At 70.1% G+C, this 16,700-nt stretch carries 13 protein-coding genes; 9 read left to right on the top strand and 4 right to left on the bottom strand.

Annotation, left to right across the window (positions count from 1 at the left end; genetic code table 11):
* Nucleotides 1–174 precede the first annotated feature (174 nt).
* Complete coding sequence (locus tag AB0M35_RS07605; protein WP_363742741.1) at nucleotides 175–1,635, bottom strand: CCA tRNA nucleotidyltransferase; 1,461 nt, start codon at nucleotides 1,633–1,635, stop codon at nucleotides 175–177.
* Between the two features lie 127 nt (nucleotides 1,636–1,762).
* Here AB0M35_RS07605 and murJ point away from each other — a divergent pair, with 127 nt between their 5' ends.
* The 7 genes from murJ (at nucleotide 1,763) to AB0M35_RS07570 (ending at nucleotide 10,207) form a co-directional block, all read left to right on the top strand.
* The gene (gene murJ, locus AB0M35_RS07600) at nucleotides 1,763–3,508 is read left to right on the top strand and encodes a murein biosynthesis integral membrane protein MurJ (RefSeq protein ID WP_363742739.1); all 1,746 of its coding nucleotides are present in this window, start codon (nucleotides 1,763–1,765) and stop codon (nucleotides 3,506–3,508) included.
* A 426-nt stretch (nucleotides 3,509–3,934) separates the two neighbouring features.
* Complete coding sequence (locus AB0M35_RS07595; protein WP_363742737.1) at nucleotides 3,935–5,536, top strand: protein kinase family protein; 1,602 nt, start codon at nucleotides 3,935–3,937, stop codon at nucleotides 5,534–5,536.
* 88 nt (nucleotides 5,537–5,624) lie between these two features.
* Nucleotides 5,625–6,311, top strand: coding sequence for an RNA polymerase sigma factor SigM (gene sigM, locus AB0M35_RS07590; protein WP_363742735.1), 687 nt, complete (start codon nucleotides 5,625–5,627; stop codon nucleotides 6,309–6,311).
* Nucleotides 6,308–7,363, top strand: coding sequence for a hypothetical protein (locus AB0M35_RS07585; RefSeq protein WP_363742733.1), 1,056 nt, complete (start codon nucleotides 6,308–6,310; stop codon nucleotides 7,361–7,363). Before sigM ends, AB0M35_RS07585 begins: the two co-directional genes overlap by 4 nt.
* Before the next feature lie 174 nt (nucleotides 7,364–7,537).
* Complete coding sequence (gene trxB, locus AB0M35_RS07580) at nucleotides 7,538–8,488, top strand: thioredoxin-disulfide reductase (RefSeq protein ID WP_363742731.1); 951 nt, start codon at nucleotides 7,538–7,540, stop codon at nucleotides 8,486–8,488.
* A 32-nt stretch (nucleotides 8,489–8,520) separates the two neighbouring features.
* Nucleotides 8,521–8,844, top strand: coding sequence for a thioredoxin (gene trxA / locus AB0M35_RS07575; RefSeq protein WP_131307833.1), 324 nt, complete (start codon nucleotides 8,521–8,523; stop codon nucleotides 8,842–8,844).
* A gap of 196 nt (nucleotides 8,845–9,040) precedes the next feature.
* Nucleotides 9,041–10,207: an N-acetylmuramoyl-L-alanine amidase gene (locus tag AB0M35_RS07570; RefSeq protein WP_363742729.1), complete on the top strand. Its 1,167-nt coding sequence runs from the start codon at nucleotides 9,041–9,043 to the stop codon at nucleotides 10,205–10,207.
* 82 nt (nucleotides 10,208–10,289) lie between these two features.
* Here the strand turns inward: AB0M35_RS07570 and AB0M35_RS07565 are convergent, their stop codons facing one another.
* Nucleotides 10,290–10,955 (bottom strand): GNAT family N-acetyltransferase, encoded by a 666-nt coding sequence (locus AB0M35_RS07565; protein WP_363742728.1) that lies wholly within the window; start codon nucleotides 10,953–10,955, stop codon nucleotides 10,290–10,292.
* Nucleotides 10,956–11,247: 292 nt separating this feature from the next.
* Here AB0M35_RS07565 and AB0M35_RS07560 point away from each other — a divergent pair, with 292 nt between their 5' ends.
* Together AB0M35_RS07560 and AB0M35_RS07555 are read left to right on the top strand one after the other, a co-directional pair.
* Nucleotides 11,248–12,561, top strand: coding sequence for a PLP-dependent aminotransferase family protein (locus tag AB0M35_RS07560; protein WP_363742727.1), 1,314 nt, complete (start codon nucleotides 11,248–11,250; stop codon nucleotides 12,559–12,561).
* 8 nt (nucleotides 12,562–12,569) lie between these two features.
* A complete protein-coding gene (locus tag AB0M35_RS07555; RefSeq protein WP_363742726.1) occupies nucleotides 12,570–13,562 on the top strand; it encodes a D-alanine--D-alanine ligase in 993 nt (330 codons plus the stop codon).
* A 99-nt stretch (nucleotides 13,563–13,661) separates the two neighbouring features.
* On the opposite strand, the gene AB0M35_RS07550 is transcribed toward AB0M35_RS07555, so the two are convergent.
* Nucleotides 13,662–14,678 carry a hypothetical protein gene (locus tag AB0M35_RS07550; RefSeq protein ID WP_363742725.1) on the bottom strand — a complete coding sequence of 339 codons (1,017 nt, stop codon included), beginning with the start codon at nucleotides 14,676–14,678 and terminating at the stop codon, nucleotides 13,662–13,664.
* Nucleotides 14,679–15,666: 988 nt separating this feature from the next.
* Nucleotides 15,667–16,680 (bottom strand): ParB/RepB/Spo0J family partition protein, encoded by a 1,014-nt coding sequence (locus AB0M35_RS07545; protein ID WP_363742724.1) that lies wholly within the window; start codon nucleotides 16,678–16,680, stop codon nucleotides 15,667–15,669.
* Nucleotides 16,681–16,700: the final 20 nt, after the last annotated feature.

The following is a 16,700-nucleotide window of genomic DNA, read 5'->3' as shown; positions in this document are numbered from 1 at the left end:
TGTCCCACTCCGGCAGATGACGCGAGTAGAGACGCCCCAACATCATGAATGAGCCGCGCAAGGCGCGGCTCAACCGTTTGGTCGGAACGTGGGCGTTTCGTCGTATCGACCGTCGACACAGGACGGCGCCAGGCACGGACAGATGAGATTTTCCCGGACCGCCCCGGCCGACGCTCAGCTACCGATGCCCTGCTCGCGTGCCCAGCGCAGCAGTTCGGCCTCGGCCGTGTCGCGGTCCAGCGGCCCGCGCTCCAGGCGCAGGTCCTTCAGGTACTTCCAGGCCCGCCCCACGATCGGACCCGGCGGTACGCCGAGCAACTCCATGATCGCGTTACCGTCCAGGTCGGGCCGGACCCGGGCCAGGTCCTCCTCGGCGGCGATCCGGGCGATCCGCTCCTCCAGCGCGTCGTAGTCCGCCGACAGTTGGGCCGCCTTGCGCCGGTTGCGGGTGGTGCAGTCCGACCGGGTCAGCTTGTGCAGCCGGGACAGCAGATCACCGGCGTCGGTGACGTACCGGCGGACCGCCGAGTCGGTCCACTCGCCCCGGCCGTACCCGTAGAAGCGCAGATGCAGCGCGACCAGGGCGGTGACCTTGGCGGTGACGTCCTTCGGGTAGCGCAGCGCCTTCATCCGCGCCTTGGTCAACCGGGCACCGACCACCTCGTGGTGATGGAAGCTGACCCGACCGTCCGAACCGACCGCCTTGGTCGCCGGCTTGCCGACGTCGTGCATCAACGCCGCCATCCGCAGGATGAAGTCCGGCCCCTCCTGCTCGTACGAGATCGCGTTGCGTACCACCGTGAGGGTGTGCTCGTAGACGTCCTTGTGCTGGGCGTGCTCGTCGATCTCCAGCTTGAGGCCGGTCAACTCGGGCAGGAAGCGCTCGGCCAGGCCGGTGTCGACCAACAGCCGCAGACCGGTGATCGGGTCGGCACCGCAGAGCAGCTTGGTGAACTCGTCGCGGATCCGCTCGGCGGTGATCCGGTCCAGGTCGGTGGCCATCCGGGTCATCGCCGCGTACACGTCCGGATGTACCGCGAACCGCAGTTGCGCGGCGAAGCGGGCGGCCCGCAGCATCCGCAGCGGGTCGTCACCGAACGACTCGGCCGGCGTGCCCGGGGTACGCATCACCTTCGCGGCCAGGTCGGCCAGGCCGCCGTACGGATCGGTGAACCGATGATCCGGCAGGCTCACCGCCATCGCGTTGATGGTGAAATCCCGCCGACGCAGGTCCTCGGTCAGGCTGGTGCCGTACTCGACCACCGGGTTCCGGCTCACCTGGTCGTACGACTCGGCGCGGAAGGTGGTTATCTCCAGCCGCAGGCCGTCCCGCTGGCAGCCGATGGTGCCGAACTCGCGTCCGGTCTCCCAGATCGCCTCGGCCCAGCCGCGCACGATGTCCAGCGTCTGATCCGGGTGCGCGTCGGTGCAGAAGTCGAGATCCTCGCCGAGGCGGCCGAGCAGAGCGTCGCGCACCGAACCGCCCACGAGGTGCAGTTCGTGACCGGCGGCGGCGAAGCGGCGGCCCAACTCGTCGGCGACCGGGGAGACCCGGAGCAGTTCGGCGACGGCGTTGCGCTGCGCGGCGCTGAGTTCGCGGCGGTCGGTGGCGTGGGATGCGGCGGCGTCGGACATCGGATCAGCAGCCTATCGGTCCTGACGGGCATCTCCTCCGCCGGGCGCGGGTAACGGGCCGGGGTTGACTAAGGTCTGTGGCGTGCGGGCCGGTGCGGGCTCCGGTGTACCCCCTTTGGAGGCACAGATGAGCGGCGGGCTCTACCGCAGCGCGAACGCCCAGCAGGGCGGTGCGCCCGGCGGCCGGCCGGGCGACGGTGCCACGTTCATCTCCGCCGATCCGCTCAACCAGCCCGCCGCCGAGTCGGTCGCCCCGCCACCGGAGCAGGTCGCCGAGAGCAGCGCCGCGACCAACAGTGCGGTCATGGCGATCGGCAGCCTGGTCAGCCGAGGTACGGGTTTCCTACGCACCTTGGCGATCACCGCTGCGCTCGGCTCGGCGATCGGTGACGCGTACACCACCGCCCAGATCCTGCCCGGGATGGTGTACGAGTTCCTGCTCGGCGGCATCCTCACCAGCGTGCTGATCCCGGTGCTGGTGCGGCGGCGCAAGTTCGACCAGGACGGCGGTCAGGCGTACACCCAGCGGTTGCTCACCCTGGCGGTGGTCGCGCTCGGCGCGGCGGCGTTGCTCGCGGTCGCCATGGCACCGGTGCTCACCTGGCTCTACGCGAGCGACCAGGCGCCCGGCGACTATCGGGCGCTGGTCACCTCGCTGGCCCGGCTGATGCTGCCGATGATTTTCTTCACCGGCCTGAGCGCTCTGATCAGCGCGGTGCTCAACACCCGGGGACACTTCGCCGCCCCGATGTGGGCGCCGATCCTGAACAACATCGTGGTGATCGCCACCGCCGGGCTCTACATCGCGATCTTCAGCACCGACATCCTCGCCCCCGACGAGATGACCACCGGCCGGATCCTGTTGATCGGCGGCGGCACCCTGCTCGGTGTGGCGATCCAGGCCGCCGGGCTGCTGCCCGCCCTGCGCAAGGTCGGCTTCCGGTGGCGTTTCCGGTTCGACTTCCGGGCACTCGGCCTGGGTGAGCTGGGCCGGCTGGGCGCGTGGATGTTCTGTTACGTGGCGGTCAGCCAGATCGGCCTGATCGTGGTCTTCAACCTGCTCAGCCGCACCAGCGGGCAGGCCGCCGGCGCACTGATCTACAACAACGTGTTCCTGTTGCTGATGATGGCGCACGGGATCATCGCCGTCTCGATCATCACCGCGCTGATGCCTCGGATGAGCGCCGCCGCCGCCGACGGCCGGTTCGCCGACCTCGCGGCCGACCTGTCCCGGGGCACCCGCACCGTGTCGGCGGTGCTCGCCCCGATCGCCGTCTGCTACGCCGTGCTGGCCACCCCGCTCGCCTTCACGCTGTTCCGTTGGGGAGCATTCACCGACCAGAACGCGAAGGCCACCGCCCCGGTGCTGTTGTTCGCGGCGGTGGCGCTGGTGCCGTTCGCGGTGAGCCAACTGTTCACCTTCGCCTTCTACGCGCTGCCGGACACCCGCACGCCGGCCCTGGTGAACATCCCGGTGGTGGCGCTGCGTGCGCTGGTACAGATCGGGCTGTTCGCGGCCTTCTCGGCGAGCTTCGCCGCGTCCGGAATGATGATCGGCAATACGATCTCGTACCTGGCCGCCGCCATCGCCTCCGCCTGGCTGCTGCGCCCGAAGGTGGGTCGGATCGGGCTCGGCGCGATCCTGCGCACCCTGGGCCGGGTGGCGGTGGCCGCGCTCGGTGCCGCGCTGGTCGGTCTGCTGGTGGTCGCTCTGCTGCCCGGCGGCGACACGCCGACCCGGCTGGAGGCGATCGTCCAACTGGTGGTGGGCGGCGCGGTGATCGGTGGTACGTACCTCGGCCTGGCGATGGCGCTCCGGATCTCCGAGATCACCGATGTGATCGGCCTGATCCGTCGCCGGCTCGGGCGCTGATCGTCAGGTTCACCCAGCGTGATCGAGGATCACCAGGCTGGGGATGCGCCTGTGGATAACTCCGCGCGTCGCCGCTCAGCTACCGGATCGGCCTGTGGATAACCAACCGGAAGTCCGAGTGTGGTCAGCCGATCGACGGGAACCCCGCTGGCACCTGACCCACCGCGTACAGCCCGCTCCGCCCCGGCGACGGCTGGTTGTTGGCGGCCTCTAGATTGGCTGGTACATGTACCAGCAACGTGGCTGACATCGGTCGCAACCGGACGAGTGCGCCCTACTGCGAACTCCTCTGTCGGTCACGGCGGGAAGATGACATGTCGGGGAGACGGCCAACCCAGGTAAGGTCGCTCTCGACGGGTACGGCAGGCACCGGCTCGCGTCGGAACCGGTCGCCCCGTGTCAGACGAATGCGGAGCGGGAAGTCACATGCCCAGCAGCGCGGGTCCATCGATCGACAAGATCACCGAGGGAGGACGGGTGACCCAGGTCGGCGAGGGTCAGGACGCGGACGAGACCACTCCGCCGGTCATGACCTTCGGTGCTCCGACGGCCGGTGAGGTCCTCGCCGAGCGTTACGAACTGGTCGAGCACATCAACAACGACAGCGCCGGCCGGCTGGTCTGGCGTGGGGTCGATGTGGTGCTGCGCCGTCCCGTAGCGGTCGTGCTGCGCTATCCGGGTGGCGATTCCGCCACCGAGATGCTCCAGGCCGCGGTCGCGGCCAGTCGGGTCATCCACCCCAACCTGGTCGGCGTCTACGACGCGATCGACGAGGCCGAGCGGGCCTACGTGGTACGCGAGTGGGTCGACGGGCAGTCGCTGCGGGAACTGGTTTCCGGCGGCCCCCTGGACGCCGCCCGGGCCACCGCTGTCGGCAACGCGGTCGCCAGTGCCCTGGCGGCAGTGCACGCCACCGGCATGGTGCACGGCAACGTGCACCCGGGCACGGTGATGATCAGCGACGACGGCCGGGTGGTGTTGGCCGACGCCCGGACCGACGGTGCGGACAGCCAGCAGAGCGACGTCCGCGCGGTCGGCGGCCTCCTCTACTTCGCCCTGACCGGCTACTGGCCGCACGCCGAGGCGCCGCTGCGGGGCGCCACCGCCGGGCACGGCCGGGCGGCCATCCCCGACGCCGTACGCGACGCCAATGGTGCCGCTGCGGCCCCGCGTCAGGTACGTGCCGGTGTGCCGGCCTACCTGGACGACCTCACCATGGATCTGCTCGACGCCGACATCGCGCCGCCCTCCTCGGACGTCCTGGCGGCGGAACTGGCCCGGCTCGACGTACCCGACGACGACTACCTCGACACCAACGGTCCGCTGCGCTTCGCCGCCGAGACCGGTGACGAGCCGTCGCCGTTGGCCGCCGCCGGTGGCCGCAAGGTCGCCCTGGGCATCGCGGGTCTGCTCGCGGTCGCCCTGGTCGGCCTGCTCATAGGCATCAGCACCCTCGGCGACGGCGAGGACACTCCGCAGGCCAACCCTGTCGCCGCGCCCAGTTCCAGCACGCCGGTGAGCGAGGAGCCAGCGGCGCCGACGATCCGGAACTTGAAGATCAGCGCCGCCCGGATCATCGACCCGGACAGCCGGGACCGGGCCGAGGTCCGTGACGCCGAGAAGGTGTTCGACGGCGACCGGGACGAAGGCTGGTCGACGCAGACCTATCGGGGCAGCAGCAACTTCGGCAACTACAAGCGCGGCATGGGCGTCTGGATCGACCTGGGCGGCGAGCACACCATCAAGTCGGTGCAGGTGAACCTCTCCGACACCGGCGCCTCCGCCGAACTGCTCACCGGCACCATCGACCAGCCCTCGACCAACAAGGGCGACGACGCGATTCTCCAGGCGTACAAGAAGAACCCGATCGGTCAGCCGTTCGAGGCGCACGACGGGACCACGATGACCTTCAACGGTTTCGACGCCGACCAGAAGTACCGTTACCTGCTGTTCTGGATCACCGACCTGCCGCCGAACGGGAGTGGCTACAAGGTCGGGGTCAACGAGATCACGGTCCAGGGGTCATGAGCCGAGCCCGGCCGAAGTGGTGCCCCGATCGGGCCTGACGATGGCGGCAGCGAGGGGTAGCGGTTCGGGCCGGGCAGGTGGAGCAGCGGTGGACGAGACGGTCAGTGACCTCGACCTGCTGCACGCCCACGTGGCTGGTGACCGGCATGCCTTCGGTGAGCTGTTCCAGCGGCACCGGGACCGGCTCTGGGCGGTGGCCCTGCGTACGCTCGGCGACCGCGAGGAGGCCGCCGACGCCCTCCAGGACGCCATGTTGTCGGCGCACCGGGCCGCCGGCCGGTTCCGGGGCGATGCGGCCGTCACCACCTGGCTGCACCGGATCGTGGTGAACGCCTGCCTCGACCGGATTCGCCGACGCCAGGCCCATCCCACCGTGCCACTGCCCGACGGGGTCCGGGAGCCGAGCGACGGCCACGGCACCGGTGGGGTCGAGCCCGCCGCACCGGTACGCGACCACGACACCGCGCTGGTCGTCCGGGATGCCCTGGCCACGCTGCCGATCGAGCAGCGGGCCGCGTTGGTCCTGGTGGACGTGCAGGGTTACCCGGTCGCCGAGGTCGCACGGATCCTCGGCGTGGCCGAGGGGACGGTCAAGAGCCGGTGCGCCCGAGGGCGAGCCCGGTTGGCCGTGCTGCTCGGGCACTTGCGGACCAACAGTGATGAGGCAGCTTCGGAAGTGCCGGCGGTCACCCGAGGGAACCCGAGAGCCCAGCGGGGCGTCCGATCGGGGTCGGGACGGTCCTGGGGGCCGGATGTCAACCAGGAGGAAACGTGACTGCCGGGGAGTTCAGCGAGGTCGACCACGACCTGCTCGCCGACTACCTCGGCGGTGCTCTGGAAGGCACCCCGGAGCAGGCCGAGATCGCCCGACTGATCGCGCAGGATCCGTCCTGGGCGCGGGCGCACGCGCTGCTGGCTCCGGCCGTCGCCGAGGTCCGCACCGATCTGCTCGGCTGGGGCGAGAGCACGCTGGAGATGCCGGCCGAGATCGCCGATCGGATCCACGCCGCGCTCGACGCCGCCGATCTTCCCGCTGCCCTACCCGACGACGGCGACACCGACCTGCTGGTCTCGGACGCCCCGGCAGTGGGCTCGGACCACACCGATGATCACGCTTCCACCGGTATCGGGCGGCCGTCCCTGGTGCCGGCCCAACCACTCGGTGGCCGTCGGCCCGGCGGCACACCACGGCCCGGTCAGGATCGGACCGCCACCCGGCCGGGTCGGCGAAGCCGCCGCTGGGCCCGGGTCGCCGGGCCGGTCGCCCTCGCCGCCGCGGCGGTCGTCGGATTGGGGGCGCTGCAACTGGTCCGGCCGGACCAGGGCGGCGACACGGCAGCGGGCACCGCGCTGAGCGATCAGGTCGTCACCCCGTACGCACAGGAACGCCCGGACGGCCCCGAGCAGGCTGCGGCGGGCGCCTGGCCGGAGCGGAGTTCGGTGCCGGGAGGCACTCCCCAGCGGCACACCGAGACGGACTACACCCCGCAGGAACTGGCCACGGAGCCGGACGCAAAGATCAGCACGTTCGCCGGCCCTGAGGCACCGGACGCCAGCGCCAGCAGCGAGCGGATGGCCGGCCCCGCAGACCTGGCCAGACTCGACGACCAGTCGGCGCTGACCGCCTGCCTGGCTGACATCGGCACCGAACACGGCTCACCGCCGCTGGTCTTCGAGGACATCGAGTACGCCCGCTTCCAGGGACTCCCGGCGCTGGTGGTCCGCTTCACCGACGCCTCCGGCACCCGCTGGGCGTGGGTCAGCGGCCCCGAGTGTGGTATCCCCGGGTCCGGCTCGGACAGCCGCTACCGTACGCGGGTAGGGTGAGTCGGCAGTCACCGGACGTTTGGCCGTCCACGTGACGTGACCCACCGGATGACCGGCTCGGGAATCCCCGGTTCCTACGATGACGTTCTGGAAGTCAGTTGCCGCCGCGTCGGCACTCGGTTCGACATCGGCGCATTCGTCGATGTCGACAGTCAACACGATTGGGAGACGGCAGTGGACGAGGTCCGCAACCTGATCATCATCGGCTCCGGGCCGGCCGGCTACACCGCAGCGGTCTACGCAGCCCGTGCCAACCTCAAGCCTCTGATCATCGAGGGCGTGCAGTCCGGCGGCGCGCTGATGACCACCACCGAGGTGGAGAACTTCCCCGGCTTCGCCGACGGCATCCTCGGCCCCGAGCTGATGGACAACATGCGCAAGCAGGCCGAGCGGTTCGGCGCGGAGTTCCTGACCGATGACGTCACCCGGGTCGAGCTGACCGACACCGGCCACCCGGGCGCGCTCAGCACCGTCTGGGTCGGCGACACCACCTACCAGGCCAGGGCCGTCATCCTCGCCACCGGCTCCGCCTGGCGTCCGCTGGGCGTACCGGGTGAACAGGAGTACCTGGGCCACGGTGTCTCCTCCTGCGCCACCTGCGACGGCTTCTTCTTCCGTAACCAGCACATCGTGGTCGTCGGCGGCGGTGACTCGGCGATGGAGGAGGCCAGCTTCCTGACCCGCTTCGCCGAGTCGGTGACCATCATCCACCGTCGGGACTCGTTCCGCGCCAGCAAGATCATGGCCGAGCGGGCGCTGGGCAACGACAAGATCAAGGTCGAGTGGAACTCCGTGGTGGAGGAGATCCTCGGCGCGGACGGCAAGGTCTCCGGGGCGCGGGTCCGCAACGTGCACACCGGCGAGACCAAGGTGCTCGACGTGACCGGCGTCTTCGTGGCGATCGGCCACGACCCGCGCAGTGAGCTGTTCCGCGGGCAGGTGGAACTGGACGACGAGGGGTACGTGAAGGTCGAGGCACCCAGCACCCGGACCAGCATCCCGGGTGTGTTCGCCGCAGGTGACCTGGTCGACCACACCTACCGGCAGGCCATCACCGCCGCCGGCACCGGCTGCGCGGCCGCACTCGACGCGGAACGCTTCATCGCCACGCTGCCCCAGGACTGAACGAGACACACCGATGCAGGAGGGACCAAACAGTGGGAGCAACCAAGTCGGTCACCGACGCTAGTTTCGCCGTCGACGTACTCAAGTCCGACAAGCCGGTCCTGGTGGATTTCTGGGCCGAGTGGTGCGGACCGTGCCGGAAGGTGTCGCCGCTGCTGGAGGAGATCGCCGGCGAGATGGGTGACCAGGTCAGCATCGTCAAGCTCAACATCGACGAGAACCCGGAGACGGCGCGTGCCTACCGGGTGATGTCGGTACCGACCCTCACCGTGTTCAAGAACGGCGAGCCGGTGCAGTCGATCGCGGGCGCCAAGCCCAAGGGTGAGCTGGTCAAGTTGATCCAGTCGGCTCTCTGAGACCGGCAACACCGCCATTTCGACCCCGTGTCCGGCTCGCCGGCACGGGGTCGAGGCGTTTTCCATCCCTGCGGATCGCCAGCGCATAACCTCGAATCCAGGGGACGCCGGACGCCGGTGACCACCTGGTCCTCGTCGCGGTTCGCGCGCCGCCGACGGGCCCGGCCAGCCACCGACCGTACAGAGGGGGTCGTGCGTGCGTCCGATCCGTCCCGGTGACCGGGGACCCGCTGTTACCGAAATCCGTGCGGTGCTGACCAGCCTCGACCTGCTCTCGAAGGCCACCGGCCCGTACAACGACGAGTTCGACGCCGCCACCGAGCGGGCGGTACGCGCCTTCCAACAGTCCCGGGGGCTCAGCGTCGACGGTCGGGTCGGCGCCGAGACCTGGCGTGCCCTCGACGCTGCCCGCTGGCGTCTCGGTGCCCGCACCCTCTACCACGCGGTGCCGGTGCCGCTCACCGGCGAGGATGTCCGGTCATTGCAGGAACGGCTCCTGGAGATGGGGTACGACGTCGGTCGAGCCGACGCCATCTACGGCATCCGAACCTCGCGGGCGGTAGCCCAGTTCCAGCGTGAGGTGGGGCTGACCCCGGACGGCACCTGCGGCCCGCACACCATGGGGGCGCTCCGCCGGCTCGGCCGCAAGGTGGTCGGCGGCCGACCGCAGTGGCTGCGCGAGTCCGACGCCATCCGGCAGTCCGGTCCCACGTTGGTCGGCCGGACGGTGGTCATCGACCCAGGCCACGGCGGCACCGACCCCGGTGTGGTCGTGCCCGACGGGGCACTGTGTTGGACCGAGGCGGATCTGATGCACGACCTCGCCAGCCGCCTGGAGGGCCGGCTCGCGGCGTCGGGCGTACGGGTGCAGCTCACCCGGGGACCCGCGCCCGAGACTTGCCTGCCCGACATCGACCGGGCCCAGTTGGCCAACTCCCTCGGCGCGGACGTGTTCATCTCGCTGCACACCGACGGGCACGCCAATCCGGACGCCGAGGGGGTCGCGACGTACCACTACGGCACCGACAACGGGGTGACCTCGGCAACCGGCGAACGGCTGGCCGGACTGGTCCAGCGGGAGATCGTCACGCGCGCCGGGCTGCGGGACTGCCGTACCCACGCCAAGGCGTGGGATCTGCTCAGGCTCACCCGCATGCCGGCGGTACGCATCGAGGTCGGCTACCTCACCTCGCCGAAGGACCGCGGGCGGCTGATCGATCCTCGGTTTCGGGACAAGCTCGTCGAGGCGATCGTGGCCGCCGTGCAACGGATGTACCTGCCGGTCGAACGCGACGTGCCGACCGGTTCGCTCGATGTCAGCGAGCTGCGGGCCGCCGTCGCCGCCGGGAACGTGGTCGACTGAGCAACGCTCGGGCCTCCCGCCCAGCCCGTGGTGTCCCGCGCCCGGCCGTGGTGTTCTGCGGCTCAGCCTGGTGTTCGGCGGATCAGCCTGTGGTGGTGCGGGTGGCCGGGGTGGGGCGTACGGGGCGCAGCAGCGACTCCGGGCTCATTGAGCCGAGCAGTTTCTCCAACGCGTACTCGACGTCCGACTTCCAGCTCAACGCCGTCCGCAGTTCCAGCCGCAGCCGGGGATAACGGGGGTGCGGCCGGACGGTCTTGAAGCCGACCGAGAGGAAGAAGTCGGCAGGTGCGACACAGGCGCCCGCCGGGTCGGCCGCGTCGCCGAACTTGGCGTCGCCGAACGCCTCGATCGCCTTGATCCCTCGCTTGGTGAGGTCGCGGGCGACTCCCTGCACCAGCATCCGGCCCAGTCCACCACCGGCAAAGGCTGGTACCACGTTCGCCGTCATCAGCAGCGCCGCGTCGGCGGAGACCGGGGAGGTGGGGAACGCCATGGAGCGGGGCACGTACGCCGGCGGGGCGTACATGACGAACCCGGCCGGCATCCCGTCGACGTAGATGAGTTTGCCGCAGGAGCCCCACTCCAGCAGGGTCTGTGAGACCCAGGCTTCCTTTTCGAGGCCGGGATCGCCGGCCGCGCAGGCACGGTCGGCGGAAACCGGATCAAGCTCCCAGTAGACGCATTGCCGGCAAGGACGGGGCAGGTCCTCCAGCGTGTCCAGGGTCAGGCTGACCAGACGTCGCGACATCGTGTGCTTCCCCACACTAGGCTCGGCAGTGGGACCGGCTCGGACGCCACCCGCCGCATTCCTGCCCCGACGAGCGATCGTACGCCGCCGATCGGCGGCGCGGGAGAGGACACGTAAACGCCCACCTCAGGGCGCTCCTCGACCGGCCCGGTATGTGGAAGGGCGTGGAATCACACGCGCCGTGGGCACTGTTCGGGGGCTAGGATCGGCACTCGGCGCGCCGTGCCGCCATGGTCGCCGGTGTCCCGGGTATTCGGGACGAGAGCCGTCCGCGCAGCATCGAGGTGATGTCATGACCGGCACAACGCTCGACGACTACACCGACCGGTACGCCCGCCGGGTGCGGGGGATGACCGCCTCGGAGATCCGGGCACTGTTCGCGGTCGCCAGCCGACCGGAGGTCGTCTCCCTCGCCGGCGGCGCCCCGTACATCGCCGCGCTCCCGCTGGACGCCGTGGGCGAGATGCTCGGCCGGCTCAGCAGCGAGCACGGCACCACCACCCTCCAGTACGGCATCGGCCAGGGCACGCTGGAGTTGCGCGAGCGGATCTGCGAGGTGATGGCTCTCTCCGGCATCGACGCCTCCTGCGGCGCCTCACCGGACGACGTGGTGGTGACTGTCGGCGGGCAGCAGGCACTCGACCTGGTGGCTCGACTCTTCCTCGACCCGGGTGACGTAGTACTCGCCGAGGGTCCGACCTACGTCGGCGCTCTCGGGGTCTTCCAGGCCGCCCAGGCGCAGGTCGTACACGTGCCGATGGACGAGGACGGCCTGATCCCGGAGGCATTGGAGACGGCCATCGCGGACCAGGCCCGGGCCGGCCGGCGGGTGAAGTTCCTCTACACCATCCCGACGTACCAGAACCCGGCCGGCGTGACGCTGACCGAGGAGCGCCGGGAGCGGGTGCTGGACATCTGCGAACGCGCCGGACTGCTGGTCGTCGAGGACGACCCGTACGGCCAGTTGGGCTTCGAGGGGGAGGCGCCCGCACCGCTGCGGGCCCGGCGCCGGCACGGTGTCTTCTATCTCAGCACCTTCTCCAAGACGTTCGCTCCGGGGCTGCGGGTCGGTTGGATCCTCGCCCCGCACGCCGTACGCGACAAGCTGGTCATCGCCAGCGAGGCGCAGATCCTCTGCCCCAGCGCGTACGCGCAGTCGGCCGTCAGCACGTACCTGAGCACCATGCCCTGGCGCGAGCAGCTGAAGGTGTACCAGGAGGTCTACCGGGAGCGGCGGGACGCGATGCTGGCCGCACTGGCGGACCTGATGCCGGCCGGGACCAGGTGGACCACCCCGGGCGGCGGCCTCTTCGTCTGGGCGACCCTGCCGGAAGGGCTCGACTCGAAGGCGATGATGCCTCGGGCCATCGCCGCGCGGGTCGCCTACGTGCCGGGCACCGGCTTCTACGCCGACGGCAACGGTACCGGCCACATGCGGCTCAACTTCTCCTTCCCGCCGCCGGAGCGGATCCGGGAGGGTGTTCGCCGGCTGGCCGGTGTGATGGAGCAGGACATCGCCATGCGGCGGGTGTTCGGCGCGGTCGGCGGGCCGGGCACGCGGCGTGGCCAGGCCGGCTCGGACACCCCAGGACCCGACTTGGCATGATGCCCGGCATGGGTGCCACCGCTGCCGAAGAAACTCCTGTGTCCGGTCACGCCGCCGAAGACCTGCACGTGGTCGTGCTCGCCGGTGGCCTGTCGTACGAGCGGGACGTGTCCCTGCGCTCGGGTCGGCGGGTGCTGGACGCGCTGCGATCGGTCGGGGTGGACGCTGAGCTACGCGACGCCGATGTGGCTCTGCTTCCGGCACTGACCGCCGATCCGCCCGACGCCGTGGTGATCGCGTTGCATGGTGCCACCGGGGAGGACGGGTCGCTGCGTGGCGTGCTCGATCTCTGCGGCGTGCCATATGTCGGGTGTGACGCGCGGGCGTCCCGCCTCGCCTGGGACAAGCCGTCGGCGAAGGCGGTGCTCCGGGAAGCCGGCATCGCCACCCCCGACTGGGTCGCGCTGCCGCACGACCGGTTCAGCGAGTTGGGCGCGGTGGCGGTGCTGGATCGCATCGTCGACCGGTTGGGGCTGCCGTTGATGGTGAAGCCCGCCCAGGGTGGCTCCGGTCTCGGCGCCGCCGTGGTCCGGGACGCGGCGTCGCTGCCAGCCGCCATGGTCGGTTGTTTCGCGTACGACCCCACCGCCCTCGTGGAACGCTACGTGCCCGGCATGGACGTCGCCGTCTCCGTCATCGACCTGGGCGACGGCCCTCAGGCTCTGCCGCCGGTCGAGATCGTGCCGCGCAACGGCGTCTACGACTACGCCGCGCGCTACACCGCCGGTCGGACCACCTGGCACACGCCGGCGCGACTTGAACCGGCGGTCGCCGAGGCGGTGGCCCAGGTCGCGCTGGCCGCCCACACGGCGCTCGGGCTACGCGACCTCAGCCGGGTCGACCTCATCGTCGACTCGACCGGTCAACCTCATGTCCTTGAGGTCAACGTCTCGCCGGGGATGACCGAGACGTCGCTGCTGCCCCTGGCGATACAGGCGGCCGGGCTGGACTTCGGACGAGTGCTCGGCGCTCTGGTCACCCGCGCCGCCACCCGCCGCTGATCGTCCCGAGGGCAGCGCAACCCTTCGGCCGCCTGCCGCACTGCTGGCCCTGTTGAATTCAACTCTGGGTGTGTGCCTGGTCGGCCCACCGCGCCACGTTCAGGACTTGACCGCGTCGGCCGGCCCGGCAGTGTCGTCCCCGTGCGCCTTGTCAGCCGGACCCGGTGTCGACGTGTCGCTCTGTCCGGGCCGCCCGGAAGATGAGCCGGTCGCATCCGCCCCAGCGGCCACAACACCGGCTCCGCTGCGCGGCGCCTCGTCAGCCGGCTGCTCGGGTCGTGACAAGGGGGCGTCCGCGTCGGCTGCGGCCTCCTGTTCCGGGATGGTACGGCCCGCTGCCGGCCGCGGTGCCGGGTCCTCGGTCGGGCTGGCTGAGCTCGTTACGGTCTGCGCTGTCTTACCGTCAGCGGGAGGCACGGTCACGGCGCCCGGCGCATCGGGTGGGTCTGCCGTCTCCCCGATGGCGTCCAGCAGCGATCCGCCCTCGGTCGGCTCGCGCTGGGCCGGCGCCGACTGCGCGGCAAGACTGGACGGAGCCTGCCACTGGATGCGGGGCGGCTCGGCCAGCGGACGCCCACCGAACTCCGCGAGCCAGGCGGCCACCAGGGCCAGATTCTCCCGCCATTTCTCCTCCGAGATGGGCGGCAGGATCGAGTCCCAGAGGGACAGGAAGGTACCCCGCAACTGGAGCCGCCCGTACGGGCGGGCGAGGAACCACATGTGCAGGTGAGCCGAGCCGTCACCCCAGCGGTTGACGTGGACTCGGGCCACCCCGTCCAACGACCGGATAGCGCGTTCGAGTCTGACCGTCATCACACCCAGTTCGGCGGCGAGCAGATTGGGCAGATCCCCGAGATCCAGGTGCGACCGGGATTCCAGGATGAGGACCATGGGCAGGCCGGTCGGACGATCCATGGCGCGTACGCGCCACCGCTCGCCAACCCAGATGTAGGCGTCATCCGGCGCCTGGCAGGCAGTGCAATCCCGGTGTGCCTCGCCCTTGCGGGGCGGTTCGACCGAGACCGGGTCGTCGAGGCGTTTGACTCGGAGGTCGCCCTCGAAGGGGAAGGACGGCCACTGGGTGAAGTCCGGAACTGAGGGAGGGGTGTCGTGCACGAGGCTGACCCTAACCGAGTCCGACACCCCTGTCCCCTACCCGAATCGAGTTCGCCTCCGCTGGCGGAAATTTCGCGTGGACCCGGCCATCCCACCCGTTGTCCCCAGAGATATCCACAGGCTGCCCGATGCTCTCGGCGCACCTGCTAAGCCTGCTTCGACAAGGGGTTTTAGTCGGTGTTCCACGTGAAACGACGGCAGGCTGTGGATAACCGGTGTGGATAACATTTTGGGCCTCGGGCGCTTGGTGCACGCCTTCCACCCGCCCCGGACCGCAGTGCGTTTCACGTGAAACCGTGTCCGCCTTCATTGACACGACGACGCCTGCGCCACGTAGGTCATGTTGAGTCTCAGGGCCCACGAGGCTCGCGCGGATTCGGTGGGCGGCTGGCCGGGTCTTCACCTACAACAAGTTCGTGACGGTGGCCCGCCGGCCCTGACCACATCCCGCCTCATGCCGTCCGGGTTCCCGCTGCCGATCCCATCTGCAACTGGCGTCGGCAGTTGGCTGCGGGCGCCTGCGCTTCTGTGCCCGTCTCACCGAACGACGGGTGCGTCATCGGTAGCGACCTTGGTCCAACAAGTCGACGCCCACGAAAAGCGCAGCTGATCGGCGGCCCTGAGACCGCACGCCAGCGCAGCCGCAGCCCGCACTCGTAAACGCCGCTGTGGTCCAGGTGGACGGCCTCGAAGGTGTTCACGCCACCCCCAGCAACCCCGTAGCTTCTCAGCTGGTCCAGTCGTGTCCAGAGCGGCTTTCCGGCCCATGTCACGTTCGAGCCACAGCCAGTTCGGCTATCTATCAACGCGAGCAGCGCGAGGGGAGGAGGCTGGCGCGAAGGTCACCCTGCGCGGCGACCGGGTGCGGGAGTTCCTGGACCGGCTGCGCCGAAGCGGAAGCGTCCGGCAGCCTGTTTCACGTGAAACGGGCCCAAAGAAACGGCCGCATCTCCGGAAGGAGCGTGCGGCCGTTCACTGGGGGCGGCGTTCAGTCTTCCGACTGCTCCCGGTTGACCCCGATGAGGTCAACGATCCGCTCCAGGTCGTCAACCGTGGCGAACTCGATTGTGATCTTGCCTTTGCTCCGACCGATGTCGACCTTCACCCGGGTGTCGAAGCGATCGGAGAGCCGATCGGCTAGATCGTTGAGCCCGGGAGCGTGCGGCTTGGCGCGACGCTTGGCCGACTCCTTCTTGCCCGTCCCGTCGCTCAACGACAGCGCGACGATCTCTTCCGTCGCCCGCACCGACAGGCCCTCGGCCACGATCCGCAGCGCGAGCTGTTCCTGCGCCTGCGGATCCTCCAGGCTCAACAGTGCCCGTGCGTGCCCTGCGGAGAGCACTCCCGCGGCGACCCGTCGCTGCACCTGCGCCGGCAGGTTCAGCAGTCTGATGGTGTTGGAGATCTGTGGCCGGCTCCGCCCGATCCGGCGGGCCAACTCCTCGTGGGTCGCACCGAACTCCTCCAGCAACTGCTGATAGGCCGCGGCCTCCTCCAGCGGGTTCAGGTTGGCCCGGTGGATGTTCTCCAGCAGCGCGTCGCGCAGCATGGCGTCGTCGCGGGTGTCCCGAACGATCGCCGGGATGGTCTCGCGGTCTACGGCCTGGGCAGCTCGCCACCGCCGTTCGCCCATGACGAGTTCGAACTTCTCGTCGTCGAGCTGCCGCACCACGATCGGTTGAAGGAAACCGACCTCTCGGATGGAGGTCTTCAGTTCCTCCAACGCCTCCTCGTCGAAGACCTGCCGGGGTTGCTTCGGGTTGGGCACGATCGAGTCGACCGGGATCTCGGCGAAGCGCGCGCCGGGTACCGGGCTCAGGATCGGGTCAGGCACGCTCGCCGGAGCCGGCGATGACACCGTGGGTGGTACGTCGTCGACGGTCGGCGCCGCGCTCGCCCCGCCTGTGATCGCGGCGGAGCCAGCGGCAGCTTCCGGTGCCGGCCCGGTCGGGATCAACGCGCCCAGGCCTCGTCCCAGACCGCCCCGAGGACGGTTCTTCATGCCACGCCTCCCAGCGCCTC

Source organism: Micromonospora sp. NPDC051196 (assembly GCF_040682415.1).
In the GTDB taxonomy this organism is placed as follows: domain Bacteria; phylum Actinomycetota; class Actinomycetes; order Mycobacteriales; family Micromonosporaceae; genus Micromonospora.
Note: the sequence above shows the minus strand (reverse complement) of the source record. Positions and strands in the feature narration are given on the sequence as shown.

Coding starts and splice junctions, on each gene's coding strand:
- AB0M35_RS07605 (WP_363742741.1), bottom strand. CDS start 1,635: ATGTCCGACGCCGCCGCATCCCACGCCACCGACCGCCGCGAACTCAGC.
- murJ (WP_363742739.1), top strand. CDS start 1,763: ATGAGCGGCGGGCTCTACCGCAGCGCGAACGCCCAGCAGGGCGGTGCG.
- AB0M35_RS07595 (WP_363742737.1), top strand. CDS start 3,935: ATGCCCAGCAGCGCGGGTCCATCGATCGACAAGATCACCGAGGGAGGA.
- AB0M35_RS07565 (WP_363742728.1), bottom strand. CDS start 10,955: ATGTCGCGACGTCTGGTCAGCCTGACCCTGGACACGCTGGAGGACCTG.
- AB0M35_RS07560 (WP_363742727.1), top strand. CDS start 11,248: ATGACCGGCACAACGCTCGACGACTACACCGACCGGTACGCCCGCCGG.
- AB0M35_RS07555 (WP_363742726.1), top strand. CDS start 12,570: ATGGGTGCCACCGCTGCCGAAGAAACTCCTGTGTCCGGTCACGCCGCC.
- AB0M35_RS07545 (WP_363742724.1), bottom strand. CDS start 16,680: ATGAAGAACCGTCCTCGGGGCGGTCTGGGACGAGGCCTGGGCGCGTTG.